27 protein-coding genes and 1 tRNA gene are annotated in these 26,130 nt (G+C 71.7%); 10 read left to right on the forward strand and 18 right to left on the reverse strand.

Annotation, left to right across the window (positions count from 1 at the left end; genetic code table 11):
* Positions 1-106: 106 nt before the first annotated feature.
* Both AB4Y76_RS10405 and rsmI read right to left on the reverse strand, forming a co-directional pair.
* On the reverse strand, positions 107-988 hold the full coding sequence (locus tag AB4Y76_RS10405; RefSeq protein WP_441924871.1) for a TatD family hydrolase: 882 nt from the start codon (positions 986-988) through the stop codon (positions 107-109).
* Complete coding sequence (rsmI, locus tag AB4Y76_RS10410; protein WP_441924873.1) at positions 981-1,844, reverse strand: 16S rRNA (cytidine(1402)-2'-O)-methyltransferase; 864 nt, start codon at positions 1,842-1,844, stop codon at positions 981-983. Before rsmI ends, AB4Y76_RS10405 begins: the two co-directional genes overlap by 8 nt.
* A gap of 50 nt (positions 1,845-1,894) precedes the next feature.
* Between rsmI and AB4Y76_RS10415 the strand changes: the two genes are divergently transcribed.
* Together AB4Y76_RS10415 and AB4Y76_RS10420 are read left to right on the forward strand one after the other, a co-directional pair.
* Positions 1,895-3,541, forward strand: a complete 1,647-nt coding sequence (locus AB4Y76_RS10415) for a dolichyl-phosphate-mannose--protein mannosyltransferase (RefSeq protein WP_441924875.1) — start codon at positions 1,895-1,897, stop codon at positions 3,539-3,541.
* A 50-nt stretch (positions 3,542-3,591) separates the two neighbouring features.
* Positions 3,592-3,963 carry a hypothetical protein gene (locus tag AB4Y76_RS10420; protein WP_441924877.1) on the forward strand — a complete coding sequence of 124 codons (372 nt, stop codon included), beginning with the start codon at positions 3,592-3,594 and terminating at the stop codon, positions 3,961-3,963.
* A gap of 39 nt (positions 3,964-4,002) precedes the next feature.
* Here the strand turns inward: AB4Y76_RS10420 and AB4Y76_RS10425 are convergent, their stop codons facing one another.
* From AB4Y76_RS10425 to AB4Y76_RS10435, 3 genes are read right to left on the reverse strand one after another with little or no spacing between them, the layout of a single operon-like run.
* Positions 4,003-4,533, reverse strand: a complete 531-nt coding sequence (locus AB4Y76_RS10425; RefSeq protein ID WP_441924879.1) for a ferritin — start codon at positions 4,531-4,533, stop codon at positions 4,003-4,005.
* 21 nt (positions 4,534-4,554) lie between these two features.
* Positions 4,555-4,857: a hypothetical protein gene (locus AB4Y76_RS10430; RefSeq protein WP_441924881.1), complete on the reverse strand. Its 303-nt coding sequence runs from the start codon at positions 4,855-4,857 to the stop codon at positions 4,555-4,557.
* A gap of 48 nt (positions 4,858-4,905) precedes the next feature.
* Positions 4,906-5,412 (reverse strand): nitroreductase family deazaflavin-dependent oxidoreductase, encoded by a 507-nt coding sequence (locus AB4Y76_RS10435; RefSeq protein WP_441924883.1) that lies wholly within the window; start codon positions 5,410-5,412, stop codon positions 4,906-4,908.
* Positions 5,413-5,533: 121 nt separating this feature from the next.
* Between AB4Y76_RS10435 and AB4Y76_RS10440 the strand changes: the two genes are divergently transcribed.
* Entirely contained in the window at positions 5,534-7,159 is a 1,626-nt protein-coding gene (locus AB4Y76_RS10440) for an AMP-binding protein (RefSeq protein WP_441924885.1), read from the forward strand.
* Between the two features lie 24 nt (positions 7,160-7,183).
* On the opposite strand, the gene AB4Y76_RS10445 is transcribed toward AB4Y76_RS10440, so the two are convergent.
* Positions 7,184-7,510, reverse strand: coding sequence for a plasmid stabilization protein (locus AB4Y76_RS10445; RefSeq protein ID WP_441924887.1), 327 nt, complete (start codon positions 7,508-7,510; stop codon positions 7,184-7,186).
* A gap of 61 nt (positions 7,511-7,571) precedes the next feature.
* Positions 7,572-8,918: a chloride channel protein gene (locus tag AB4Y76_RS10450; protein WP_441924889.1), complete on the reverse strand. Its 1,347-nt coding sequence runs from the start codon at positions 8,916-8,918 to the stop codon at positions 7,572-7,574.
* Positions 8,919-9,030: 112 nt separating this feature from the next.
* Here AB4Y76_RS10450 and AB4Y76_RS10455 point away from each other — a divergent pair, with 112 nt between their 5' ends.
* Positions 9,031-10,026: a YhjD/YihY/BrkB family envelope integrity protein gene (locus tag AB4Y76_RS10455; protein ID WP_441924891.1), complete on the forward strand. Its 996-nt coding sequence runs from the start codon at positions 9,031-9,033 to the stop codon at positions 10,024-10,026.
* Positions 10,016-11,392: an NAD(P)-binding protein gene (locus tag AB4Y76_RS10460; RefSeq protein ID WP_441924893.1), complete on the forward strand. Its 1,377-nt coding sequence runs from the start codon at positions 10,016-10,018 to the stop codon at positions 11,390-11,392. Before AB4Y76_RS10455 ends, AB4Y76_RS10460 begins: the two co-directional genes overlap by 11 nt.
* A 16-nt stretch (positions 11,393-11,408) precedes the next feature.
* On the opposite strand, the gene AB4Y76_RS10465 is transcribed toward AB4Y76_RS10460, so the two are convergent.
* Entirely contained in the window at positions 11,409-13,160 is a 1,752-nt protein-coding gene (locus tag AB4Y76_RS10465; RefSeq protein ID WP_441924895.1) for an acyl-CoA dehydrogenase, read from the reverse strand.
* 59 nt (positions 13,161-13,219) lie between these two features.
* Positions 13,220-14,464, reverse strand: a complete 1,245-nt coding sequence (locus tag AB4Y76_RS10470) for a sensor histidine kinase (RefSeq protein WP_441924897.1) — start codon at positions 14,462-14,464, stop codon at positions 13,220-13,222.
* A 203-nt stretch (positions 14,465-14,667) separates the two neighbouring features.
* Here AB4Y76_RS10470 and AB4Y76_RS10475 point away from each other — a divergent pair, with 203 nt between their 5' ends.
* Positions 14,668-15,309, forward strand: coding sequence for a GAF and ANTAR domain-containing protein (locus AB4Y76_RS10475; protein ID WP_441924899.1), 642 nt, complete (start codon positions 14,668-14,670; stop codon positions 15,307-15,309).
* Entirely contained in the window at positions 15,306-16,088 is a 783-nt protein-coding gene (locus AB4Y76_RS10480) for a GAF and ANTAR domain-containing protein (RefSeq protein ID WP_441924901.1), read from the forward strand. Before AB4Y76_RS10475 ends, AB4Y76_RS10480 begins: the two co-directional genes overlap by 4 nt.
* 4 nt (positions 16,089-16,092) lie before the next feature.
* On the opposite strand, the gene AB4Y76_RS10485 is transcribed toward AB4Y76_RS10480, so the two are convergent.
* Positions 16,093-16,326, reverse strand: coding sequence for a hypothetical protein (locus AB4Y76_RS10485; RefSeq protein WP_441924903.1), 234 nt, complete (start codon positions 16,324-16,326; stop codon positions 16,093-16,095).
* Positions 16,327-16,513: 187 nt separating this feature from the next.
* On the opposite strand from AB4Y76_RS10485, the gene AB4Y76_RS10490 reads away from it, so the two are divergent.
* Together AB4Y76_RS10490 and AB4Y76_RS10495 are read left to right on the forward strand one after the other, a co-directional pair.
* The gene (locus AB4Y76_RS10490; RefSeq protein WP_441924905.1) at positions 16,514-17,140 is read left to right on the forward strand and encodes a TetR/AcrR family transcriptional regulator; all 627 of its coding nucleotides are present in this window, start codon (positions 16,514-16,516) and stop codon (positions 17,138-17,140) included.
* Between the two features lie 130 nt (positions 17,141-17,270).
* Positions 17,271-18,785 carry a cellulase family glycosylhydrolase gene (locus tag AB4Y76_RS10495; protein ID WP_441924907.1) on the forward strand — a complete coding sequence of 505 codons (1,515 nt, stop codon included), beginning with the start codon at positions 17,271-17,273 and terminating at the stop codon, positions 18,783-18,785.
* Here AB4Y76_RS10495 and AB4Y76_RS10500 read toward each other — a convergent pair.
* Entirely contained in the window at positions 18,782-19,585 is an 804-nt protein-coding gene (locus tag AB4Y76_RS10500; RefSeq protein ID WP_441924909.1) for an enoyl-CoA hydratase/isomerase family protein, read from the reverse strand. The two genes, AB4Y76_RS10495 and AB4Y76_RS10500, sit on opposite strands and share 4 nt — an antisense overlap.
* A gap of 257 nt (positions 19,586-19,842) precedes the next feature.
* Positions 19,843-20,586 carry a hypothetical protein gene (locus AB4Y76_RS10505; RefSeq protein WP_441924911.1) on the reverse strand — a complete coding sequence of 248 codons (744 nt, stop codon included), beginning with the start codon at positions 20,584-20,586 and terminating at the stop codon, positions 19,843-19,845.
* Positions 20,587-20,803: 217 nt separating this feature from the next.
* Here AB4Y76_RS10505 and AB4Y76_RS10510 point away from each other — a divergent pair, with 217 nt between their 5' ends.
* Positions 20,804-21,418 (forward strand): DUF1214 domain-containing protein, encoded by a 615-nt coding sequence (locus AB4Y76_RS10510; RefSeq protein WP_441924913.1) that lies wholly within the window; start codon positions 20,804-20,806, stop codon positions 21,416-21,418.
* An 843-nt stretch (positions 21,419-22,261) separates the two neighbouring features.
* Here the strand turns inward: AB4Y76_RS10510 and AB4Y76_RS10515 are convergent.
* The 6 genes from AB4Y76_RS10515 to glp form a co-directional block, all read right to left on the reverse strand.
* Positions 22,262-22,337: transfer RNA gene (locus tag AB4Y76_RS10515), tRNA-Ala, on the reverse strand.
* A 50-nt stretch (positions 22,338-22,387) separates the two neighbouring features.
* Positions 22,388-23,188 (reverse strand): divisome protein SepX/GlpR, encoded by an 801-nt coding sequence (gene sepX / locus AB4Y76_RS10520; protein ID WP_441924915.1) that lies wholly within the window; start codon positions 23,186-23,188, stop codon positions 22,388-22,390.
* Between the two features lie 103 nt (positions 23,189-23,291).
* Positions 23,292-23,855 (reverse strand): GNAT family N-acetyltransferase, encoded by a 564-nt coding sequence (locus AB4Y76_RS10525; RefSeq protein ID WP_441924917.1) that lies wholly within the window; start codon positions 23,853-23,855, stop codon positions 23,292-23,294.
* A 26-nt stretch (positions 23,856-23,881) separates the two neighbouring features.
* The gene (locus AB4Y76_RS10530) at positions 23,882-24,385 is read right to left on the reverse strand and encodes a MogA/MoaB family molybdenum cofactor biosynthesis protein (RefSeq protein WP_441924919.1); all 504 of its coding nucleotides are present in this window, start codon (positions 24,383-24,385) and stop codon (positions 23,882-23,884) included.
* Positions 24,382-24,879, reverse strand: coding sequence for a cyclic pyranopterin monophosphate synthase MoaC (moaC, locus tag AB4Y76_RS10535; protein ID WP_441924921.1), 498 nt, complete (start codon positions 24,877-24,879; stop codon positions 24,382-24,384). Before moaC ends, AB4Y76_RS10530 begins: the two co-directional genes overlap by 4 nt.
* Positions 24,879-26,123, reverse strand: a complete 1,245-nt coding sequence (gene glp / locus AB4Y76_RS10540) for a molybdotransferase-like divisome protein Glp (protein WP_441924923.1) — start codon at positions 26,121-26,123, stop codon at positions 24,879-24,881. The genes moaC and glp overlap by 1 nt, the downstream gene beginning before the upstream one ends.
* Positions 26,124-26,130: the final 7 nt, after the last annotated feature.

Below are 26,130 nucleotides of genomic sequence, written 5' to 3' on the forward strand. Positions count from 1 at the left end.
GTGGGTCAAGTCACGCTGGTTTGACCGCTTTCGTGACCTGGGTCACACGACGCCTTGCAAGCACTCCAGCAAGCACTCGGGCAAATCGGACAGCGTCCCACCTGCCTCACCCGCCCCAGGGGCCCCCGAACGCACGATCGGTGTTGGCGTCGATCGCCCGGCAGAGTCCGGCCAGGTCGTCGCCGCGCACCTCCGCCATCGCCCGGACCGTCAACGGCACCAGGTACGACGCGTTCGGGCGTCCCCGGTACGGCGTCGGCGTCAGGTACGGCGCATCGGTCTCGACCAGCACCCGATCGGCAGGCGTGACCTGCAGCGCCGCGCGCAGCCGGTCCGCGTTCTTGAACGTGACCGTGCCGGCGAAGGAGAGGTAGGCGCCCCGCTCCAGGCACGCCGCCGCGAAGGTCGAGTCGCCGGAGAAGCAGTGCATCACCCAGCGCGGCGGCGGCCCCACCTCGTCGAGGACCCGGAGCACGTCGTCGTGCGCGTCGCGGTCGTGGATCACCAGCGTCCGGTCGAGCTCGTGGGCCAGCTCGATGTGCCGGCGGAACGAGCGCTCCTGCGCCGCCGCGCCCTCCGGGCCGGTGCGGAAAGTGTCCAGGCCGGTCTCCCCGACCGCGCGGACCAGCGGGTGGGAGGCGAGCTCGGCGATCTCGGCGAGCGCCTCGTCGAGGCGGCCCTCGGCGTCGAGCCGGGGCGCCTCGTTCGGGTGCAGCGCCACCCCGGCGACGACGGCGTCGTACTCCTCGGCGACCTCGACGGCCCAGCGTGCTCCGGGCAGGTCGCAGCCGATCTGCACGATCCGCGGCACCCCGACCGACGCGGACAGCGCCAGCGCCTCGGCGACCGGCATCGGCGTGGGCGCCTCCGGCTCGTCCTCGCCGGCCCCCGGGGCGATGTCGAGGTGGCAGTGGTTGTCGACGACGGGGTGCGGCAGCGGCTCCGGCAGCTCCGGTCGCTCCCCCTCGCGGCGCGCCGACCTAGCCATCCTGCGGTCCTCCCTTGTGCACCAGGTCGTAGACGACCCGCTTCGGTACGCCGGCCCGCTTGGCGACCTCGGCGATCGCGTCCTTGCGCCGCAGCCCGGTCGCCTCGCTCTGCGCCACCAGCGCGACGAGGACGGCAGGGTCGGTGACCGGTCCGGCCTCCGGGGCGCCCTCCACGACGATCGTCACCTCGCCGCGGACGCCCTCGGCGGCCCAGTCGGCGAGCGCGCCGAGCCCGCCGCGGCGGACTTCCTCGTGGGTCTTGGTGAGCTCGCGGCAGACGGCCCCGCGCCGGTCGTCGCCGAACGCCTCCGCCAGGGCGCGCAGGGCGGCCTCGGTCCGGTGCGGCGCCTCGAAGAAGACGAGGGTCCGCTCCTCGTCGGCGAGCGCGGCGAGCCGGCGGGACCGCTCGCCGGGCTTGCGCGGCAGGAAGCCCTCGAAGCAGAACCGGTCCACCGGCAGGCCGCTGACAGCGAGCGCGGTGAGAACCGCCGACGGGCCGGGCACGGACGTCACGGGGACGTCGTGCTCGACGGCGGCGGCGACAAGCCGGTAGCCGGGGTCCGAGACGCTCGGCATGCCGGCGTCGGTGACCAGTACGACCCGCTCGCCGGCCAGCAGAGCCTCCAGGAGCTGCGGGGTCCGCGCCTGCTCGTTGCCCTCGAAGTAGGAGACCACCCGGCCGCGCAGCTCGATACCCAGGTCGGAGGTCAGCCGCTTGAGCCGGCGGGTGTCCTCGGCGGCGACCACGTCGGCGCCGGCCAGCTCGGCGGCGAGCCGCGGCGGCGCGTCCTCGACCCGGCCGATCGGCGTACCGGCGAGCACGAGGGTGCCGCTGGTCGGAAGGTCGCCCGTCATGCGGCCGATCATGTCAGGCGGGCAGCCACGGTCCTCGTAGGGTGACCGTCGTGACGGCAACCCTGGAGACGCGCGAGACGCTCTCCCGCACCGCGTCGGGCGAGGTGGTCCCGACCGCGGTCGAGCGCGCCCGGCCGCGCGCCTGGGACCCCGATCCGGTGATCAGCTGGGCCGCCAGCCTCGGCGTCGCGTTCCTGGCCGCGTTCCTGCGGCTGTGGAAGCTGGACCGGCCGAAGGCGTTCCTCTTCGACGAGACCTACTACGCCAAGGACGCGTGGTCGCTGGTCCACCACGGCTACGTCACCAATTACGTCGACAACGCGAACACGAAGATCCTGGCCGGCAACCTGGACGGTCTCTGGAAGACCGGCGACCCGAGCATGGTCGTGCACCCGGAAGTCGGGAAGTACTTGATCGGGCTGGGCGAGCTGGTCGCCGGGATGACGCCGTTCGGCTGGCGGGTGGTGCCGGCGCTCGCCGGGTCGCTGATGGTGCTGCTGATGATCCGGCTGACCCGCCGGGTCACCGGCTCGACGCTGCTCGGCCTCACCGCCGGTCTGCTGATGACCTTCGACGGCCTGCAGCTCGTGCTCTCCCGGCTGGCGCTGCTGGACATCTTCCAGGCGACCTTCGTGCTCGGCGCGGTCACCTGCCTGGTGGCCGACCGGGACTGGTTCCGCGCCCGGCTGGCGCGCTCGGCCGCCGACGACGGCACCCTGTCGGGCTGGGGTCCGCGGGTGCTCTGGCGGCCGTGGCTGCTGGCCAGCGGCGTCTGGTGGGGCCTGGCGCTCGGCACGAAGTGGTCCTCGCTCTACCCGCTGGCGGCGTTCGGGCTGCTCTTCTGGTTCTGGAGCGCGGGTGCCCGGCGCTCGTTCGGGGTCCGCTGGTCGCTGCCGCGGGCAGCGGTCGCGGACGCGCTGCCGGCGCTGGGCTACGTGGTGCTGCTGCCGGTGCTGATCTACCTGGCGAGCTGGACCGGCTGGCTGATGCACGCCGACGTCTACGAGCAGCACCTCTCGCACACCCAGTACGGCCCCTACTGGGGCAGCTATCTGAAGCACGACGCGCACGGGTTCTTCCCCGAGCTCGTCCAGTCGCTGCGCTCGCTGTGGCACTACCACCAGGACGTGTGGGCGTTCCACACCCACGGCCTGAACGACGCGACGCACGTCTACCAGTCGAACCCGCTCGGCTGGCCGATCCTGAACCGTCCGGTCGGCGTCGACGCGCAGCTCGACATCGCCCCGGGCGCACAGGGTTGCACCGCGACCGGGTCCGAGACCTGTCTGCGTCAGGTGCTGCTGCTCGGGACCCCGGCGCTGTGGTGGTTCTCGACGCTGGCGCTGGCGTGGTCGGCGATCGCCTGGATCGGCAAGCGGGACTGGCGCTACGGCATCGTCGTGGTCGGCGCGCTCAGCACCTGGCTGCCCTGGCTGCGGTTCGACGACCGCCCAATCTTCAGCTACTACGCGATCGTGATCGAGCCGTTCCTGATCCTGGGAGCGACCCTGCTCCTCGGCGAGATCCTCGGCCGCGCCGCCCCCGGCACCCAGCGGCGGAGGATCGGAGCGGCCGTCGCCGGCGGCATCGTGGTCGTGATCATCGCGAACTTCGCCTGGTTCTGGCCGATCTGGACCGACGGCCTGCTCACCCAGACCGAGTGGCTGCAGCGGATCTGGTTCAAGAGCTGGATCTGATCCCGGTTGAATCCGACCTCCCGGTCACTCGAGTCCGGGATGATGGCCAGGTGCCCTGGAGTCCCTCGTTCGGCGACGCCGTCCCCGATCCGCGCCTCGACCCGGTCCGCGACCGTGCGGCCCGGCTGGAGCACGACGCGCAGGCGTGCGGCTACGTGCTCGTCGAGACCGACTTCATGGCGGCGCAGCTCGGCGGCGTGCTGTGGTGGCGACGGTGGGCGACGCCTCAGGAGTACGCCGTCGTGCTGACCCGGCTCGGCGAGGAGACCCGCGAAGTGGCCGTCGGCAACGACGACCTCGACATCGTCGCCCGGTGGGCGGCCGACGGCTTCACCGACGGTGGTGCGACGTACGCGATGGTCTGGCTCGACCAGGCCGAGTCACGCCGGGTGCACGACGAGGTCTTCGCGCACCACCACTGAGCCCGGCTCGACCGACCACCGGGCTGGATTCAACGGTTGCTAGACCCCGGCCCCGGCGATGGGCGGAGCGGTCGGGTCGGCGCCCTCGGCGCCCTGCTCGCGGCGCATGTACTCCTCGATCGCGTTGACGTCGTCCTTCGCGCGGGTCACGACGGTGAGCAGGTCGTTCATGGTCGCGACCTCCTCGACCTGCTCCTTGATGAACCACTGCATGAACTGCTCGGCGGCGAAGTCGTTGTCCTCGCGGGCGGTCCGGGTCAGGGCGAAGATCTGCTCGGTGACCCGGCGCTCCTGGGCCAGGGCGAGCTCGACCGGCGCGACGATGTCGGTGAAGGAGGTCTCCGGGGCCTCGACGCCGGGGATGCTCACCTCGCAGTCGGTGTCGAGCAGGAACTGGACCATCATCATCGCGTGGTCGCGCTCCTCGAGCGCCTGCCCGTAGAAGAAGGCCGCCAGCTGAGGCATCGTGAGCGCGTCGTAGTGGATCGCGCACGCGATGTACTGCTGGTGGGCGGCGAACTCGTTGCCGATCTGCTGGTTCAGCTGCTCGGCAAAGCGGGTGGCGGTCAAGGCGGGTCCTCCCCGGTCGGGTCAGGCAGCCAGAGACTTCTTCTTGCCCGACTTCTTCAGCGTCTTCTTGTCGATGCGTACGGCGGTCGCGAGCTCGGACTTGGTGATCTTCTTGCCGACCTTGACCTTGACCTTCGGACGGGCCTTCTTCGGCGTCTTCTTGGTCAGCGGCTTCCCGGTCAGGTCGACCCGGACGAGCTCGCGCTTGTGCACACCGTATCCGGACGGCAGGTCGCCGTCCTTGAGCATCCGGATGGGGCAGCGATCGCAGCGTGTCGTCTTCACGCAGCACTTCGTCTTCGGAAGCTTGAGTGCCTTGCCCATGCAGGGGACCTTAACATGGAGTTAGGCGCGCCTTACCTAAGAAGAGATTCAGTTCACAGGCGTGAGCCGGAAGACCCGGATGTCCCGGTCGGTGCGGCCCCGGTAGGCCGAGTACGCGGCGGCGACCTCGATCATCCGCCGGTACGCCGCCTCCGCCTCGTCGCCGGAGAGCGGCTCCGCGACCACGTCGATCCGCCGGCCGCGGACCACCGCCACCGCACGGGGCTCGGCGAGCAGGTTGCCGGTCCACGCCGGGTGGTGCTGCTGGCCGAAGTTCGAGCCCACCACGACGATCGTGCCGCCGTCGCGGGCGAACAGCAGCGGGCTGACCCGGACCTGGCCGCTCTTGCGACCGACCGTCTCCAGCAGCATCGTCGGCGCGCCGACCGGGCCGAGCAGCGTGCGGCGCCCGTTCGTGCGGATCAGCAGCTTGCGGTCCAGCGGCATCAGTGTGCGCACCGTCCAGGACCCGACCTTGGTGGAGGCGAACTTCACCGCACCGCGGGCGAGCAACGACTCGGGGTTGCCCCAGAGCTCCTCGGGGATCTCCGACATGGGGTCAGTCAACCAGCACCGGCGTCCCGGCCCCGGAAATGGACGCCCTCCCCCGGCCGCCGGATCGGCAGTAGCCTGCCCGCTGCACCTACTGGGACTTCCTTCCCTCCCGAGGAGAACCATGCCGAACCTGAGCTCGCTGCCCGGAGCACCTCTCGTCGCCCGCGCCGGCCTGGAGGCCCGCGCCCTGACCGTTCTCGCCCGCGCCGGCGCGGTCGGGGTCCAGTCACCGCGCAAGGTCGCGGCGACCCTGAAGTCGCTCTCCTCCTTCGGGCCGTTCGGCGCCGCGGTCAACCTGGCCGCGATCCGGCATCCCCAGCAGCTGGCGATCACCGACGACCGCGGCGACCTCACCTACGCCGCGATGGACGAGCAGATCAACCGGCTCGCGCACGCGCTGCTCGCCCAGGGCCTCCGGCCGGGCGACGGCGTCGGCATCCTCTGCCGCAACCACCGCGCGCCGCTGATCGTCGGGTTCGCCGCCTCCCGGGCCGGCCTGCGCAGCCTCTGGCTGAACACCTCCTTCTCCCCTCGCCAGGCCCGCGAGGTCTGCGAGCGCGAGGGCGTCGACCTGCTCGTCCACGACGAGGAGTTCACCGAGACCGTCGCCGAGGTCGCGCCGAAGTTCGGCAAGTACCCCACCGTCGTCGGGCCCGGACCGGACGCGCTCGACGAGCTCATCGCCACCGGCTCCCCCGAGCTGCCGCCGGCACCCGAGAAGCCGGGCCGGATCGTGCTGCTCACCAGCGGCACCACCGGCACCCCGAAGGGCGCGCCGCGCTCGGACCCGAAGGGGTTCACCATCCCCGGCGCCGTCCTCGAGCGGCTGCCGATGCGGTCGTGCGAGACCACCGTGATGGGACCTCCACTGTTCCACGGCACCGGGCTGCTGCTCGCGCTGATCACGATCTCGCTGGGCTCGCGGCTGGTCCTGCGCCCGAAGTTCGACCCGCGCCAGATGCTCACCGACATCCAGGACCAGCGCGCCTCCACCATCTGCGTCGTCCCGGTGATGCTCCAGCGCATCCTCGAGCTCGGTGACGAGGAGGTGCTCGGCTACGACCTGAGCTCGCTGAAGTGCGCGTTCACGGCCGGCTCCCAGCTGCCCGCCGCCGTCTCGGCGCACCTGACCGAGCTGCTCGGCGACGTCGTCTACAACCTGTACGGGTCGACCGAGGTGTCGGTCGCGACGATCACCACCCCGGACGACGTCCGCACCGCGCCGACCTCCGTGGGTCGCCCGGCGCTCGGCGTACGGATCCGGATCCTCGACGACCAGGGCCGGGACCTGCCCCAGGGCGAGACCGGCCGGATCTTCGTCGGCACCACCTCGCCGTTCGAGGGCTACACCGGGGGCGGCGGCAAGGACGTCGTCGACGGCCTGATGGCCACCGGCGACGTCGGCCACTTCGACCGCGAGGGCCGGCTCTACATCGACGGCCGCGACGACGAGATGATCGTCTCCGGCGGCGAGAACGTCTTCCCGCGCGAGGTCGAGGAACTGCTGCTCACCCTCGACGGCGTCGTCGACGTGGCGGTGCTCGGCGCCGAGGACGAGGCCTTCGGCCAGCGGCTGCGCGCCTTCCTGGTCGTGGCCGAGGGCGCGACGGTCAGCGAGGACGACGTCCGCGACTTCGTCCGGGACAACCTGGCCCGCTACAAGGTCCCGCGCGACGTGCACTTCCTCGACGAGCTGCCCCGCAACCCGACCGGGAAGGTGCTCAAGCGCGAGCTCGCGCAGATGTGAGGCACGCCCGGGGACGTAGGCGAGTCAGCGTCCGACGGCCTTCTCGAGCTCGGCCTTGGTCATGGACGAGCGTCCGCGGATGTTCTTCTTGCGCGCCTCGGCGTACAGCTGGTCGCGGGTGCGCCCGCCCGATCCCTTGTGCGAGCGCAGGCCACCGCGGCGGCCCGAGGAGATGTCCTCGGTCGACGTCCGGCTGCTCTCCTTCGCCTCGCCGTGGCGGGCGCGTTCCTTGTTGACGGTCCGAGCCGCGATCTCCTCGGCGACGTCCTCGCTGCGACCGCGCTCCTCGAGACCTTCCTTGATGTGCTCGTACTGGCGCTCGCGCTTCTTGCTCCACTGACCCTGCGGCATGACGACTCCTCTCCTCGGGTTCGCGGTACCCGGAGGGAGAGCAGCGAAACCGGTGCGGCTCTCAGCCGGCGGGTGCGTCCGCGGGAGGTGCTGCGGGTGGCGACACGGGTGCCGCGGGGGCCAGCCGGGCCATCAGGAAGGTGGCGGTGAGCCAGGCGGCGACCGCGCCGATCACCGCTGCCGGTACCGCCTCGAGGCCCGCCGAACCGCCCAGCAGCGCTGCCATCAGGATCCCGGCCAGCACGAGCCGGGTGCTGGCGACCATGCCGACCGCGGTGCCGACGGTGACGGCCAGCGTCGGCGAGACGTCGAACCAGATCACCGCGAACTGCGCGATCGCGATCGCGACGAAGATCGCCGGGAAGATGGCACCGCCGCGGAAGCCGCAGGACAGGCAGATCAGGTACGCGACCGCCTTGGCCACCAGCAGGACCAGGAGGATCTTCACCGAGGTCTCGGTGGTGAGGGTGGGGAGAGCGGCCTGCCCGGAGAAGAACACGTCCTGCGAGGACGCGCCGAGGCCGTCCGCGGCCAGGGCGATGAGCCCGACCAGGAGCCCCCCGCCGAGGAGCAGCACCGGCTTCGACAGGCCCCGGCGACCACCACGGACGAACCGGGTCGCGCTGGTGCGGATGAGCACCAGGACCACCGAGGCGACGATCCCGACGACGACGGCGACGAGCATGTCGCCGACCTGGGCGTTGTCGTAGAGCGGCAGACCCGGGACCGAGAGCTCGAAGGTGTCGACCCCGCTCCAGCTGCCGACACCGACGAAGATCATGTAGCCGATCGCGGCCGAGACGAACGCGGGCAGCAGGACGACGGTCTGCATCGCCCCCAGCCCCATGGCGGCGCTCGCCTCGGTGAGCAACGCGCCCGCGGGCAGCGGGCCGCCGAAGAGGGCGGAGATCGCCGACGCCGAGCCGGCCGTCGCCAGGACCTTGGTCTCCTGCTCGCCGCGCCGGAACAGCCCGGCGAAGAACACCGCGACCGCGGAGCCGAGCGCGACCAGCGGACCCTCGGGTCCGAGCACCGCCCCGAAGGCGAGGGTGCCGACCGCCGCCAGGGCGACCCCGGGGATGTCCTTGAACGGCATCGGCTCCATGACCAGGCCCTCGGACGGGTCGTGGCCGCCGTCGCCCGGGAGCATCCGGGCCAGCAGCACGATCACCGCACCGACGACCGGGAGGCCGAGCACGAAGAACCACGGTGCGTCGTCGTACCCGAGGTCGTCCGGCAGGTCGTGCCAGAGCCAGTGCTCGACCTCGTGGACGATCCCGAGCAGGGCCACGGAGACCGCCGCCGCGGGGAGGCCGATCAGTGCCCCGATCCCGATCAGGCGGAGCAGCCGCTTGCCGTCCGCGCCGCCGGCAGCCGGACCCGGCGACGGCGCATGTGCGGTAGCCATGCCTGACGGTATCGGCGCTCGGTCGGCCGGGCCGTCGTACGAATCGGGTGAGCCTGCGACACCGACCGCCGAACCGCCCGGGAAAGGGCGCCCCGGGCACTACCGTTGACGCGTGAGCGACACGCGTCCGGACGGCGAGGGGAACGACGCGGCCGCCGACATGTTCATGCGCGGCGTCGAGGCGACCCTTGCCCGGCTGCCCGGCCCGTTGTCGCGCGTCGCCTGGGCGCTGCTCGACCGGTGGCCGGGCCGGATCGCCATCGGCACCGCGAAGTCCTGCGTCCGGATCGAGCTCTTCGACCGGTCGATGACGATCGCCGCGCAGCTGTTCACCTCGGTCTTCCCGATCCTGATCGCGGTGGCCTCCTGGGTGCACCCCGACGTCAGCCAGATCGCCGGCCAGAGCGCTCTCCCCGGTGCCAGCGAGGCTGCCGTCGCCCAGGCGCTGGAGTCGCCGACGAACGCCACCTTCGGCCTGGTCGGCACCTTCATCGTGCTGGTCTCGGCGACCAGCCTCTCCCGGGCGATGACCCGGGCCTGGGCCGCGATCTGGGAGCTGCCACGGCCCAAGAGCAAGCTCGGCTCGGCCTGGCGCTGGGTCGCGGTCGTGCTCGGCCTGGCGACCTCGCTGGTCGTCGTACGGGAGGTCGTGCGGTTGGCCGGCGACATCCCACCGGGCCACTTCTGGGAGGTCGTGGTCGCCTTCGCCTGCGACGTCACGGTCGCGATCGCCGTGCCGTGGATCCTGATGGCGGGCGTGCTCAGCGTCCGGCACCTGACACCGGGCGCGCTCATCTACGCGACGGCGATGGCGTTCATCCGGCCGGCCTCCGGGGTGTTCCTGCCGCAGGCCCTGGAGACGAGCGCGAGCCGCTACGGCTCGATCGGCGTCGCCTTCACCTACCTGGCCTGGTTGTACGCGATCGCGTGGGTACTGCTCGTCGCCGGCGTCCTGGGTGCGGTCGTGGTGAAGGACCGCGGCGTCGTCGGCGCGTGGCTGCGCGGCAGCCACGAGCCCGGCACACTGCCGCCGCCGGAGGTCGCGGACGACGACGAGGCTCTTGACCGGCCCGATCCCCGGGTCGAGCATGAGTCCCGTGACGGCTGACGAGGTCGACTACCTGGTCGTGGGGGCCGGGGCCGCCGGGATGGCGTTCACCGATGCCCTCATCGACCACGCCGACGTCAGCGTTGCCCTGGTCGACCGCCGGTACGGCGTCGGCGGGCACTGGCTCGACGCGTACCCGTTCGTGCGGCTGCACCAGGCCGCGTCCTTCTACGGCGTCGCCTCGACGCTCCTCGGCTCCGGCAGCCTCCAGACGTCCGGACCCGAGGCCGGGCTCGCCGAGCGGTCCACCGCGCCCGAGATCCTGGCGTACTACGCCCGGGTGCTGCGGGAGCGGATGACCGGCTCCGGGAAGGTGACCTTCCACCCGCACTGCGAGCACCTCGGCGGCGGCGAGTTCGTGTCCCGGGTCTCCGGCCGGCGCCACCAGCTGCGGGTGCGCCGGGCCGTGGTGGACGCGCGCTACCTCTCCCCCGTCATCCCGGCGATCGCGCCGCCCCCGTTCGAGGTCGGGTACGGCGCCAAGGTCGTCCCGGTCAACGACCTCGTCCGGCTCGGCGGCGCCAGCTCGCAGTACGTCGTCGTCGGGTCCGGCAAGACCGCGACCGACGCGTGCATCTGGCTGCTGGCGAACGAGGTCGACCCGGACGCGATCCGCTGGGTGCGGCCGCGCGAGCCGTGGATGCAGAACCGGGCCCGCGTTCAGCCGGACCCGGCCGTCTTCATCGACATGGCCGCCGACGTGATGCTGTCGGCCACCGAGGCCTCGACGCCCGACGACTTCTTCCTCCGGCTCGAGGAGCGGGAGGTGATGCTGCGCATCGACCGGTCCCGGACGCCGACGATGGCGAAGGCGCCGACGCTCGCGCAGTGGGAGCTCGACACGCTGCGGACGCTGGAGGACGTCGTCCGGCTCGGCCACCTGCGCCGGGTCGACCGCGGCCGGCTGGTGCTCGACGAGGGCGACACGACCACCACCCCGGACGCCGTGGTCGTGCACTGCGCCGGCGAGGGCCTGCGCTACCCGCCGCTGACGCCGATCTGGGACGGGGCGACGATCACCCTGCAGCCGGTACGGGTCGGCTACCCGTGCTTCGCCGCCGCGCTGATCGGGTTCGTCGAGGCGACCGTCGCCGACCCGGCCGAGAAGAACCGGCTCTGCCCGCCGACGCCGTACTCGGACACGCCGGCGGACTTCGCCCGGATGCAGGTGCTGGGCACCCGCGCGTCCGCTTCGTTCACCTCCGACCCCGCGATCAAGGCGTGGGCCGACACGGTGCCGCTGAACCCGGCGCGGATCCCGCCGGAGCGGGTCGACGACCCGGCGCTGACCGGCGCCGTCGACCGCTTCCGCAGCCACGTCGGTCCGGGGCTGGAGAGCCTGGAGACCCTGTCCCGGATGGCCTGAACGGGCCGGGCCCTCGTCAGAGCCAGCCGGTCTCGGTGTCCAGGGTGGTGCGGTCGAGGGATGCCAGCAGGTCCAGCTGCGGACCGGTCCGGGGCAGCTCGTGGCGGAAGAAGTACGCCGCCGCGGCCCGCTTCCCGTCGTAGAAGTCGCCCTCCCGGTCGCCGACGGCGAGCAGCTGCTCCAGCCAGACCCAGGCGATCACCGTGTGGCCGACCGCCTCCAGGTACGTCGACGCGTTGGCCAGCGCGAGCCGCGGGTCGCCCGTCGACCAGAGCGCGGCGGTCACCTCGACGACCCGGTCCAGGGTGGCGGCGAGATCCGCGGCGTACGCGGCGGCGTACGGGTGGTCGCCGGCGCGGGTGATCGTCCCGCGGATCAGGTCGGTCAGGGCGAGCAGCCCGGCGCCGTCGTCCATCACGACCTTGCGGCCGAGCAGGTCCTGGGCCTGGATGCCGTGGGTGCCCTCGTGGATCGGGTTGAGCCGGTTGTCGCGGTAGTGCTGCTCGACGTCGTAGTCGCGGGTGTAGCCGTAGCCGCCGTGGACCTGGATGGCGAGGTCGTTGGCGGCCAGGCACCACTGCGAGGGCCAGCTCTTCGCCACCGGGGTGAGCACGTCGAGGAGCAGGTGGGCGGCCGTACGCTCCTCCGCGGTGGCCGCGGTGCGTTCCTCGTCGACCAGCCGGGCGCAGTAGAGCAGCAGGCCCAGAGCCCCTTCCACGTAGGCCTTCTGGGCCAGCAGCATCCGCTTCACGTCGGCGTGCTCGACGATCGGCACCGGCGTCGCCGAGCCCGGCAGCCGTCCCTGGACCCGCTCCTTGGCGTACTGCAGCGACTTCAGGTAGCCGGTGCAGCCGAGCGCGACCGCGCCCAGCCCGACGCCGATCCGGGCCTCGTTCATCATGTGGAACATGTAGGCGAGGCCGCGGCCCTCCGTGCCGATGAGGTCGCCGACGGCGCCGTCGCGCTCGCCGAAGTTGAGCAGCGTGTTCGTGGTGCCGCGGTAGCCCATCTTGTGGTTGAGGCCGGCGAGGGTGACGTCGTTGCGGGTGCCGTCGGGCAGCACCTTGGGGACGATGAAGAGGCTCAGCCCCTTCACGCCGGCGGGCGCACCGGCGACCCGGGCGAGGACGAGGTGGACGATGTTCTCGGCGAGGTCGTGCTCGCCGCCGGAGATCCACATCTTGTTGCCGAAGAGCCGGTAGCTCCCGTCCGGCCGCGGCTCGGCCCGGGTGGCGACGTCGGCGAGCGAGGACCCGGCGCCCGGCTCGGAGAGGCACATCGTGCCGAAGTAGCGGCCCGCCAGCATCGGCCGTACCCAGGTCTCCACCTGCTCCGGCGAACCGTGCGCGAGCACCAGGTTGGCGTTGGCCGCGGTGAGGAAGGCGTAGCCCGAGGTGCCGACGTTGGCCGCCTGGAACCAGGTCGTCAGCGCGCTGGCGACGACCTGCGGCAGCTGGCCGCCGCCGACGGACTCGTCCATGCCGGCGGCGATCAGGCCGGAGTCGAAGTACGCCGCCAGCGCCTCCGCGACCTCCGGGATCAGGTGCACCCGCTCGCCGTCGAACGTCGGCTCGTTCGCGTCGGCGAGCTTGTTGTGCGGCGCGAAGTGCTCGGTGGCGATCGTCGTCGCCAGGTCCATCGCCGCGTCGAAGGTCTCCCGCGAGTGCTCGGCGTACCGCGGCCGCGCGGTCAGCTCCTCGCAGTCCAGCCACTCGTAGAGCAGGAAGTCGAGGTCGCGTCGGGACATCAGCAGGGACGAGGACGACATGCATCCCAACCTAGGCGGTCCGCCGACGCCGCCTGATCACGGATCCCCCGATTCCGTGATCAGGCGGCGGGAATGCGGACGCGGAAGCAGGTGCCGGCCCCCAGCTCCGAGGACACCCCCACCGCGCCGCCGTGGCCCTGGGCGATCGACTCGACGATCGCGAGTCCCAGACCGGTTCCGGGGATCTCGCGTCCCGCGGCGTTCGAGGCCCTGAAGAACCTCGTGAAGACCTCGTCCTGCTCGTCGACCGGGATCCCGATACCGGTGTCGCGCACCTCCAGCAGCGCCTGCCCGTCCCCTCGGCTCAGCATGCAGAGGACGAGGCCGCCGGGAGGCGTGTACTTCACCGCGTTGCTCACCAGGTTGGTCAGCATCCGTTCGAGCTGGTCCGGATCTCCGAGCACGAAGACCGGGACATCGGGGACCTCGAAGAAGAGATCCACGGCCGGGGAGGGGGAGGCCGAGGTCATCTTCTCCTGCGTCTTCTTCTGCGTCGCCGCCACGACGGCACGCAGATCCACCCGGACGTAGGCGCGGCGCGCCACCCCCGGTTCCAGCGTGAACGTCGTGAGCAGATCCGCGGCGAGCGCACGCAGTTCGTCGCCGTTCCGGCGGATGCCGGCGATGAAACGCCGCTGCCGGTCCGACAGGTTGTCGGGTTCGAGCTCGAGCAGCTCGGCGTACCCGATGATGCCGGCGATCGGGCCGGCGAGCTCGTGGATGGTCGCGGCCACGAAGTCGCTGCGCTCGACGTCCAGCGCCTGCAGCTGCTCGACGACGCTATGCTCCCGGGTGAAGGTCTCCTCGAAGATCGCCCGGGTCTGCGCGTCGACGACGTACGCGGTGAACACGTCGGCGAGGGTCTGCGCCGCGCGCATCTCGACCTCGGCGAGTGGACCCGGGGACATCCGGTACAGATCAAGGGCGCCCACGGCGGCGCCGCCCTTGCGCAGCGGGAAGGCGAAGACGCCGGACAGACCCCGGCCGCGGGCCTCCCGGTTGAACGCCGGGAAGTCCTCCTCCAGCGCCAGGTCGGGGACCGACACCGGCTGCATGGTCTGCTGCGCGCGGAAGCAGGGGCCCTGGTGGAGGGATCGCTGGAGATTCTCGAACGTCAGCGAAGTGGCGTCGGAGGCCGCGAGGTACGCCGGTGTCGTGGCCGTGGGGAACAGGACGATGCCTGCCCCGTCGACCGGCAGCAGGTCCGCGGTCTCGCACGTCGCCCGGTCGAGGGTGGCCTGGACCGAGGCGTCACCCGAGGGCGTGACCGCCCATCGGCTGATCAGCTGAGAAACGCGATCCATCGACACGACCCATCGCTCGAGTGCCGAGCTCCGCGGGGTCTGGTCGGAGAGGCCGCGCAAGATGCGGGCCTCCTCGCACGTTACCAGCCTCCGGCCGTACCGCCTATGCTCGTGAGGACGTCGTGTGCTTGCGCGATCGAGAGCACCTGGTGGTGGTCGGTGAAGGGTCGAGATGACGAGCGGGCGTCGGTCGAGCGGTCCGCGTGACGCGCCGACTCGAGGAACTCTGTCGGACGTGCCGAGAGGAAGCGAGTGTCGACGGGGTCGGTCTCGCGGTTCTGTCGAGCGAGGGCGTCCCGGAGACGACGTTCGTCTCCGACGCGCGCTCGCGATTGATCGAGGATCTCCAGTTCACGCTCGGGGAGGGACCCTGCGTGGACGCGGTCAGATCAGGGTCTCCGGTGCTGCTCGACGACCTCCGTGCCGTGTCCGACGCGACACGGCGGTGGCCGGCTTTCGCCCAGGAGGCCGAGGCCTCCGGCGTCCGTGCGGTGTTCGCGTTCCCGGTCCAGGTCGGGGCGATCGCGCTCGGGACGCTCGACCTCTACCGCTCAGAGCCGGGCATCCTCGACGCGGACCAGCTCGCCGCCTCGCTCCGCACCGTCGACCGCATCGCCGCGGTCCTGCTGGAGATGGGTGAGGCCGGTGGTGACGCGGTCACCGAGCCGTCGTACCGGATGGTGGTGCACCAGGCCGCCGGGATGGTGATGGTGCAGATGGGTACCAATATCGCGAGCGCCCTGGCGCGGCTCCGCGCGACCGCGTTCAGTGAGGGGGTCCTCGTCCACGTACTCGCTGCCGACGTCGTGGCCGGACGCCGTCGTTTCTCGAAGGAAGAGCTATGAACACTCAAGCAGGTAGCGGCACCAGCAGGTGGCAGGGAAGCACGGGCGCACTGCTCTCGGAGCGGTTCGTCGCACTGGCGGACTCGCTGGTCGCCGACTACGACGTGGTCGAGCTGCTCGAGGGCCTGGTCCGGAGCTGCGTCGACCTCCTCGACGTCGACGAGGGCGGCCTGCTGCTGGTCGACCAGCGCGGGCAGCACCTGCAGGTGGTGGCCGCCTCGAGCGAGGCCGCCCGGCTGGTGGAGCTCCTGCAGCTCCAGTCCGAGGAAGGTCCGTGCCTGGAGTGCGTCGCGACCGGCATCCCGGTCACGGTCGCGGATCTCTCGACCGAGCGCGAGCGCTGGCCGACCTTCGCCCCGGCGGCGATGTCCGTGGGGTTCACCGCCGTGCACGCGCTGCCGCTGCGGTTGCGCGAGGAGACGATCGGCGGTCTCAACCTCTTCACCACCGGGGCGCGGCGGCCCCTCGACGACGAAGACCTGCGCATCGCCCAGGCGCTCGCGGACGTCGCGACGATCGGGATCCTGCAGCAGCGCTCGATCTCGCGGTCCTCCCTGCTGGCCGAGCAGCTGCAGACCGCGCTCAACTCCCGGATCGTCGTGGAGCAGGCCAAGGGGGTGCTGGCCGAACGCGGCGGCCTGGACATGGAAGGTGCCTTCGAGCGGCTGCGCGCCTATGCCCGCACCCACAACGAGAAGCTGAGTGAGGTCGCCGGCCGGCTCGTCCACCAGGAGCTCTCCGCCGACACGGTGCTGCTGCCGCACGAGGACCCTGCGTAGGCCCTCAGAGAATGGCCCCCCGAGGTTCCACCTCGATCGCCGAGACACCCCGGGCATACAGGACCACCAGCCGGCCACCGTGCCGGCAGCGCAGCAGACCCGCGTCGCTGGCCAGCCGGGCGACGACCTGCTCGATCACCTCGGCTTCGTCGGCCGCGCCGTTGTCCTCGTAGGTGACGTCCATGGTTCCACCGCCCGTGAGCCGGACACGCAGCACGACGGCGGCGGCCACGGTCACGCCCCGATCGCGGTCGTGGGGACAGGGATGGAACGGATCGACGTCGTCATGACGCCCGCCTCTCGGCCGGGACAGCCGCCGGGTTGCGGCCTCGTCGTCGGCCAGTCCCCACCAACCCTACGTCCAGACCTTGTGGGCGGCGGATCGGTGCGACGATCCGCGCGGCGGAGCCCACTAGGGTGGCGCCATGAGCGACCAGGCCTCGGCGAGCCGCATCCTGCGGGCCGCGGAGGTGCTGATGGCCGAGCGCGGACTCGGCGCGTCGCTCCAGGACATCGCCGGCGAGGCGGGCCTGCGCAACAAGTCGGCGGTGCACTACTACTTCGGGAGCCGGGACGGGCTCGTCGCGGCGGCGGTCAACGCGCGCCTGAACGAGATGGAGAGCACCCGGATGCAGATGCTCGCCGACGCCGAGTCCGGGGGTCGGCGCGACGACGTGCGGTCCCTGGTCTCGATGCTGGTGCTGCCGATGGTCCAGATCGTCGACGGCCCCGGCTCGACGCACTTCGCCCGGTTCTTCGACCGGCTCCGCTACCACCCGGCGATCAACGACGAGCACGTGCTGCGGGACGCCGGCCATCCGTCGTTGCGGATCATCGTCGGCCGGATCTCGAACAGCCTCACGGGGGTCCCGGTTGCCGAGCGCCGCTTCCGCACCGACTCGATGGCGTCGTGCCTGCTCAGCCTGGTCGCGGACTACGAGCGCGTGGCGGACTCGCTCACCGCCGAGGTCCGGGAGCGTCGTCACCAGGAGCTGGTCGACGTCCTGACCGGCCTCGTCACCGCCTCGACCTCGGCACCGGTCCGGCACTGAGCGCGCCGCATCGGGCTAGGCCGTCGACGCAACTTAAGGCGAAGCCCTTGACTCGCTAAGGGGTCAGGGGCCTAGGGTGCGAACCCGAGGCGCGACTCTCCCACGCGCCCGCTCACCGCTGGAGGCACGGATGCTCAAGCCGACCGTCGTACGGGCGAAGCGCGCGGTCGCGCTGGCCGCGTGCCTGACCCTTGCCGTGACCGGCATCTCCGCGTTCAGCCCGAGCGCCGCGACGGACGGCACCAGCCCCAGCGCGACGCCTCAGCGGCTTCGCCACACCGGTCCGTGGTTCACGGGCGCGGACGGCAAGGTCGTCGTCATCCACGGGACGAACATGATCAACAAGTTCGCGCCGTACGTCCCGTCGGCGCTCGGGTTCGGCGAGGACGACCTGCAGTTCCTCCAGGACAACGGGTTCAACGGCATCCGCCTCGGGCTGACCTGGGCCGCGGTCGAGCCCACCCCCGGGCACTACGACGACGCCTACATCGACCAGATGATCGCCCTCGCCGACACCGCCGCGAGTCACGGGATGATCCCGCTCGTCAACTTCCACCAGGACGGGTACAGCGAGAAATTCGGCGGGAACGGTGCGCCCGGCTGGGCGACCCTCAGCTTCGGGATCCCGGGGCTGACCTTCCTGCCTCCCCCGGCGAACGTGCTCCCCGGGGCCGCCATCGCGAACGAGAGCTTCTGGGCCAACGCCAAGGCCACCGACGGGATCGGGCTTCAGGACCACTACGCCGCCGCGTGGAAGCACGTCGCGCAGCGCTTCGCCGGCGACCCGCGCACCGTCTTCGAGGTGGACAACGAGCCCTCCCCCGGGATCCTCGACGTCGCCACCTGCGCCCTGCCGATCGGCTGCCCGCTCTTCGACACGTTCAAGCTGGCGCCGTTCCACCGCAAGGTGCTCGCGTCGATCAGGTCCGTCGACCCGGACCGGCTGGTCTTCGTCGAACCGCAGGCCTTCTTCGGCCTCGGGTCACGGACCTGGCTGCCGTCGATGAACGATCCCCAGGTCGGCTTCGGCTTCCACGACTACTGCGCGCTGGCCCTGGTGCCGCTGCCACTTCCCCTGCCGACGGCACCCTGCGACCTGCTCACCGGGCTCAACCTGGCCAACGCGGCGGCACACTACCGGTCGACCGGCGAGCCGTTGCTGATGAACGAATTCGGCGCCGGCGACACCGACGCCGTGGTGGCGAGCCTGCTGGACCAGGCAGACACGAAGATGGTCAGCTGGATGCACTGGGCCTACTGGGGACAGGACTTCGGCAAGTCGGCGACGTACGGGTTGATCAACGACATCGGCAAGTCGCCCGACACCGCGAACATCAAGCAGGGCCTGCTCACGGTCCTCACCCGGCCGTCGCCGCGCACCGTCGCCGGGACGCCCCGCAGCTGGGGCTGGGACCAGGCGACGTCGACCTTCCGGGCGGCGTACTCGACCGACCGCGCCGACGGCACCGGACGGTTCCCGGCAGGCGCGACCTCGGAGTTCTTCCTGCACCCGAGGTTCTTCCCGAACGGCTACCAGGTGCAGGTCACCGGCGGCGTCGTCACCTCGGCGCCCGGCGCCCCGCGGCTGAGGATCGCCGGGCTCCCGGGAGCGGCCGAGGTCGTCGTGACGGTGACGAGTTCCTAGACGTCGGTCGGGAGCTGCGAGACCGGCAACGTCCACCGCGGCGTACGTCGCTCGCGCCAGGCAGCGGGCCCCTCCGCGGCGTCCGGGTGATTCATCAGGACGCGGTGGGCCCGGGTCTCGGCCGCCGCGATCTCGTCGCCGCCCAGGTCCGACCAGAGCAGCCGCTTGCTGAGCGCCAGGGCCGCCGGGCTCACGTTGCTCGCGACGTCGCGGGCGACCGCCAGGGCCTCCGGGAGCACCTCGGCTGCCGGCAGCGACCGGGTCGCCACGCCACGTACCGCCGCCTCGGCTCCCCTCATCGGGCGCCCGGTGAGGAGCAGCTCGGCCGCCAGCGCGGTCCCGACCAGGCGCCGCAGGGTGAAGTGGCTCTGCGCGTCGCCGATCATGCCGCGTCGTACCTGCGGGATCGCGAGCTTGGCGTCCTCGGCGACCAGGCGGAGGTCGCACTGGAGCGCGATCGTCAGGCCGATGCCGATCGCGTGGCCGTTGATCGCGGCGATGACCAGCTTGCGCACCTGGAAGGCCGGCGGATCCACCGGCGAGGCCGAGAACGTGGCGCCCGGGTCCTCGAACGCACCCGATCCCGCGCTCAGGTCCGCCCCGGCGCAGAACGCGGAACCGTCCCCGCCGGCCCCGGTGAGGACCACGACCCGGACGGCGTCGTCCTCGTCGCAGGACCGCAGCGCGGCGCTCAGGGCGCGCCCGGTCGCGCGCGAGAACAGGTTGAGGCCGTCGCCCCCGTCGAGGGTGATCAGGGCGACGCCGTCCGCGTCGACGGAGAGGGTCACTTCGGTGCTCATCGGGTCAGATCCTTCGTCCGCTGGTCGCGAGGTGGTGCGAGGAGTCTGTCAGCAAGCGGGTGGGACCGAGACGGTTACGTTCACGGCGCTCACCACGCTGTCCTACGCGCGCGAACCCGCACCTCCGAGTTCGCCGACCCCGTTCGGGAGGTCCTGGTCCCGATGGGCGTCACCTTCTGCGTGGGCCTCGGTGCCGATCGGGCGTCTGCTCTCGCCTCGCACGAGCGCGCGCTGCAGACCGCCTGGGCCCCGGCGGGCTAAAGGCCCGCGCGCCGCGCCTCCGGGAGCTGCGGGTACGGGGTCCGAGCGACCCCGAGAGTTCCGGTGCAGGCCAACGGCCGGGCCTGCAGGAAGACGCCGACGCGATGGGTCTTCTCCTTGAGCGCGTGCGTCATGACGCTGGCGTGGCCACCCTTCTTGTACGCGAAGTCCTGGGCCAGGCCGTAGGTCTTCCACAGGCTGATCGAGGTGTGCTCGTACGGCACCTGCGAGGAGATGTCGATGCTGCCCCGGTGCCCGGGATGGTGGGCGGCCCGGCTGGCGGCGTGCACGTTGTTGCGCACGAACTCGACCAGCCGACCCGGCCGCAGGATGCCGTGCACGATCGCCACCATCGGCTCCCCCTCGGCCAGCGGCTCCGCCCCCTCGGAGTTCGGCTTCCACCCGTGCCAGTGGTCGCGCTCGGACTCCGAGTCGACCCGCACCCGGACGATCTCGCTGTCCATGCTGAACCGCCCGGGGCCGTCGATCGCCGGCCGCAGCGCCCCGGCGAAGGCAGCCTCGGCCGCCTCGGACGACTCCCACGCAGCAACGAGCGCGACCCCGCCGGGAACCAGGTTCGGGATCACCGAGTGCGTCCCGTTGTTGGCGAAGTTCACCGTCGCACCTCGGAGCCCGGTGACGCCGCTGTCGATGGTGCGGGCGAGATCACGACGCCACCGGATCCGGCCGCCGGGCGGTCGGTGGAAGGCATCGATGGTCAGGAAGTCCGGCCCCGTCATCACTTCCCGCCCAGGAACTCGAGGACCTCCGGGACGAACTCCTGGTGGTACTGGAAAACGCCACCACGCGCCCGACGGGATCCACATCGCGCCACCGCCCACCATCCCCGACTTCACCAACACCGACCTGCCCAGCGCCGACGCGTTCCGCGCCGGGCCTGACCTGCTGGCCACAGCCCCCGACGCGATGCCCGACGCCCCGCGATACACCAAACTGGTGAGCGTCGTCGCCGCACACGTCGCCACCGGCGACGAGGCGGCCGCAGCCGTGGACGACATCATCCGCACCAAGGCCTGGCCCGCCTTCCTCGCCGGCACCAAGGGCTTCGGCACCCAACGCAACGGCTGGTCGGTCGCTTTCGGCGCGGGTCGGTTCGGCAACGACGTCCTGGCCCGCGACATCGTCGACTACGGCGGGCTCTGGGCGAACACCGTCGAGGAAGCCATCTACTTCGTCGGCCAGCTCGGCAACGACGGGGAGCTCCTCGACGGCTCGAAGACCTACGAGATCCGCTTCGCGCCCGGGGAACCCGACGCCCAGGTGCAGGCGTTCTGGTCACTCACCGTGTACTCGGTGCCCGACTACCGGGTCGTTCCCAACCCGATCAGCCGCTACGACATCAACTCCGAGGCCTCCCTAGCCCCCAACGACGACGGCACCACCAGCATCTGGCTCGCCCCCCAACGACCCGCGGATACAGCAGAGTCCAACTGGCTCCCGACGCCCGCGAACCAAGGATTCTCACTCAACCTCCGCCTCTACGTCGCCCACGAACCCGCCCTTCGCGGCGAGTGGTTCCCGCCGGAGATCGTTCCCACCACCACCTCCTGACGCGCCGCCATATCTCCAAGCCCACCGGACAATGCACCCTCGGGTCCGGAGGAACGGTCCAGGCTCCGGACCGCTTCCTGGTGGAGCTGAGGGTGTGATCCATCAGGACATCCGCGACACGTCTCTCAAGACATAAGCGACAAGCTCCCGACCGGGATGGACGCCGGCCCCGAAACCATCGCCTGGCACCTGACCCACCACCACAACTCGACCGTCTCGCCAGCCACGATCGCCCGGACCCTGACCCGCCAAAGCCTGGTCACCCCCGAGCCGAAGAAGCGCCCCAAGGCCTCCTACATCCGCTTCGAAGCAGCGATGCCGAACGAGACCTGGCAATCAGACTTCACCCACTCCCGCTACGCACTGAACATCACCGCGACCAAACGAGTCACCGGTCCGATCGTGCTCACCACGTTCCGCAGAACTACAGCCCAGCACGGCTACCGGGCCTCAGTGTTGACCGACAACGGCCTGGTTTACACCACCCGCCTCGCAGGCTCCACCACATCGGCATCGGCTACGAACACCGCCGAACCCAAGTCATCATGCTCGTCGCAGACCTCGAAGTCAGGGTCATCAACGCCGCCACCGGCGAACTCCTCCGCGAACTCACCATCGACCCCACCCGCGACTACCAACCCACTGGCAGGCCCCGCGGCCCAGCCCCCAGAAAGCCAACAGCCGGACCCCGATAAGGGGTCCGGCTGTCGCGGATCTCTTGAGAGATCACATGGTGGAGCTGAGGGGATTCGAACCCCTGACCTTCTCATTGCCATCGGCACAGTGCGCGACCCCGTGCACTGTGCCCGGGAACCCAAAAGGACCGCCCGGAGGCGGTCCTACTGGTGGAGCTGAGGGGATTCGAACCCCTGACCTTCTCATTGCGAACGAGACGCGCTACCAACTGCGCCACAGCCCCTGGTGCAGAGGAGAAGTTACCACCCGGCCGGGCGGACTTTCCAATCGGGGTCAGGCTCCGGCGGCTCGGCGGTCCTGGGCGTCGGCGGCGGCCTCGGCGGCTGCCTCCTTCGTGGCTTCGGCGGCGACCTCGGCCTCGCGGGCCAGGGCGCTGTCGGCGGCGTCGTGCCCCGAGGACGTCATCGCGGTGATCTCGATCGTCCGGACCGTACGACGGGCGCGGGCCTTGTTGACGTACGTCGGCAGCGTGACCGGGAGCGGGTCCCACAGGCCGCCCTCGTCGAGGACCGGCGCGGCGACTGCGTCGGCCAGCTCGGCGCGGGAGAGGCCGGCGGTGTCCTCGGTGCCGAGGTCGGGCTCGACCTCGGCCGCCGGCGCATCCTGGGACGACTCCGCGGCGGAGGTCGCGACCCGAGCCTGCTGCTGGACGGGCGCAGCGCGGCGTACCTGCTGCGCCCGGACTGTGAGCCGGGCGGTGACCAGGAAGGCGACGACCAGGGTCGCCGGGATCGCGGTCGCCCACCACGGGGCGTACCCGAGCGCGCACGTCAGGGCGACGGCGGCGAGGGCGAGGAGCAGCACGGCGAGCACCCGACGACGGCGGCGCGCGGCGGAACGGGCGGCCTGGAGGGTGACGGTGCTGCGCCGGACGGGCTCGGCCGGTCCGGCGGAGGAGGCGGAGGTGGACGGAGTCGCCGGGGTCGCCCCGCGGCCGAGGACGCGCACCGAGTCCGAGAACGTGTCGACCGGCCGGCTCATCGCCTGGTGGTCGTGATGCTTCAGCGCCATGGGGATCAGGTAGGCGGCCCACCCGATGGCGAGCACCACGAAGATGATTGCTGACAGGTCCACAGCACGAGGGTAGGAGCGGTCGGCCCGCGCGGGACGCAAGCGCGGCGGTGTGTCGCGAGAACACTCCTGTGACTGGTGTTGTCACTACCTGGGACGAACGTCCTCAGAGCCGGCTCTCCAACCCTTTCGGGCAGTCCTCGCGGGTGATCGCGAACAGCCGGTGGTCCCGCCACTCGCCGTCGATGTGCAGGTAACGCGGGGCGAACCCGTACTCCGGGATGCCGAGCTTCTCCACGACGCGCAGCGACGCCTGGTTCTCCGGCCGGATCGCGATCTCGACCCGGTGCAGGCGCAAGCCGAAGAAGCAGTGGTCGACGGCCATCGCGACCGCCCGGGTCATCAGCCCGCGGCCGGCGTACGACTCGTCGATCCAGTAGCCGACCGACGCGAACTGCGCCGACCCGCGGACCACGTTGTTCACCGTGAGCTGGCCGATGAACTCGCCGTCGTACTCGACCGCGAACGGGAGCTGGCGGCCGGACCGGGCCTCGCGGTGCATCCCCCGCACCATCGCCGCGAAGGTCCGTGGCCGGGACTCCGCGCCGGGCGGGGTGGTCGCGTCCCAGCGCGACAGCCAGGCGACGTTGCGCTCCCGCACCCGGCGCCACGCACGCCGGTCGGAGACGGCGATCGGCCGCAGCCGCAGCGGCCCGTGGGTCAGCTCCACCGGCCATCCCCGTGGCGGAAGAGCGTTCACCCCTCGCTCCTGACGTGATCGCTCCCCACGATCTGCTCGACCGCGTGCCGCAGCACCGGGAGCAGCACCGCGAGCCCGTCGCGGACGCCGCCGGCCGACCCCGGGAGGTTCACCACCAGCGCGTCCCCGCAGACCCCGGCGACGCCGCGGGACAGCATCGCGGTCGGCACGCCCTGCGCGACGCCGTACGCCCGGACGGCCTCGGCGATGCCCGGCACCTCGCGGTCGAGCAGCGCGCGGGTCACCTCGGGGGTGCGGTCGGTGGGCGTGAGCCCGGTGCCCCCGGTGGTGAGGACGGCGCGGGCGCCGGCGTCGACCGCGGCCCGGATCGCCACCCCGACGGGTTCGCCGTCCGGCACCACCGCCGGTTCGCCGACGGCCCAGCCGTCCGCGCGCAGCGCCTCGGCGATCATCGGCCCGGTGGTGTCCTCGTAGACGCCGGCGGCGGCCCGGTTCGACGCGACCACGACCGCGGCCAGGATGCCCTCGGTGTCGCTCATCGCTGCCAGTCCCCGCTCTTGCCGCCCGTCTTCGACTCGACTCGTACGTCGGTGATGACGGCGCCCTTGTCGACGGCCTTGACCATGTCGACGACGGTGAGCGCGGCGACCGAGACCGAGGTGAGCGCCTCCATCTCGACGCCGGTGCGGTCGGCGGTCCGGACCGTGGCGGTGATGGCGACCGCGTCGTCGAGCACCTCCAGGTCGACCTCGACCCCGGAGATCGCCAGCGGGTGGCACAGCGGCACCAGGTCGGGAGTGCGCTTGGCGGCCATGATCCCGGCGATCCGCGCGACGGCGAGGGCATCGCCCTTCGGCAGAGTCGAACCGGCGGGGCCGTCCCCGCGCAGCAGCGCGACCACCTCGGGCGAGACCAGCACCCGGCCCGACGCCACCGCGACCCGCGCGGTCACCGCCTTGCCGGTCACGTCGACCATCCGGGCGGCGCCGGCGTCATCGACGTGGGTCAGCCGCGGCGTCTCCTCGGTGGCCATCAGAAGTCCCGGTCCAGCAGCATCACCGGCACCGCGGTGCCGGCCTGCACGGTGGCGACGTCCTCGCCGAGGACGATGAGCGCGTTCGCCTGGGCGAGCCCGTTGACGAGGTGCGAGCCGGCGCCGCCGACCGGCGTCACCACCGACCCGCCGACGCGCGGCTCGAAGTGGCCGCGCAGGAACTGCCGCTTCCCCTTCAGCGAGCCGACCGTCGAGGTGAGCTCGGCCCGGACCAGCGACCGCGACAGCGGGGTGCGGCCCATCATCTTGCGCAGCGCCGGGACGACGAACAGCTCGAAGGAGATGTACGCCGAGACCGGGTTGCCGGGCAGCGTGAAGATCGGTGTCTCGTCCTCGCCGATCACGCCGAAGCCCTGCGGCTTGCCGGGCTGCATCGCGACCTCGTGGAACGAGACGGTGCCGAGCGCGGAGAGCGCTTCCTTGACCACGTCGTGGGTGCCCTTGCTGACCCCGCCGCTGGTGACGACGACGTCGGCGCGGACGAGCTGGTCGCTGAGCACCTCGACGAACGTCTCCGGGTCGTCGGGGGTCGCGGCGACGCGGTAGGCGATGGCGCCGGCGTTCTTCGCGGCCGCGGCGAGCAGGAAGGAGTTGGCGTCGTAGATCTGGTCGCGGGCCAGGTCGCCGCCGGGCTCGACGAGCTCGGAGCCGGTCGACATGATCACCACCCGCGGGCGCGGCCGTGCCGAGACCCGGCCGATGCCGACCGAGGCGAGCAGTCCCGCCCGGCGGGCGTCGATCCGGTCGCCGGCCGCGAGCAGCACGTCGCCCTGCTTCACGTCCTCGCCGGCGCGCCGGATGTGCTGGCCCTCGGTCGGCGCCCTGCTGATCTGCACGGTCGCGACGCCGTCGTCGGTCCACTCGACCGGCACGACGGCGTCGCAGCCGGCCGGCACCGGGGCCCCGGTCATGATCCGCACCGCGGTCCCGGGCGACATCGCGTAGATCGAGGTCTGCCCGGCCGCGATCTCGCCCACGACCGGCAGGTGCACGGGGCGTTCGGCCGTCGCCTCCGCGACGTCGCGGAAGACGACCGCGTAGCCGTCCATCGCGGAGTTGTCGAAGATCGGCAGCGAGAGCGGGGAGACCACGTCGGCGACCACCGGCAGGCCCAGCGTCTCCAGCAGCGGTTGGTCGTACGCCGGCAGCGCGTCGATCCGGTCGAGGACCAGCGCCAGGTGGTCGTCGACGCTGATCGGACCGGCAGGCTGCGGGGAGGACATGGGGGCC

Origin of the sequence: Marmoricola sp. RAF53 (assembly GCF_052114005.1) — a bacterium.
Classification (GTDB): domain Bacteria; phylum Actinomycetota; class Actinomycetes; order Propionibacteriales; family Nocardioidaceae; genus Marmoricola.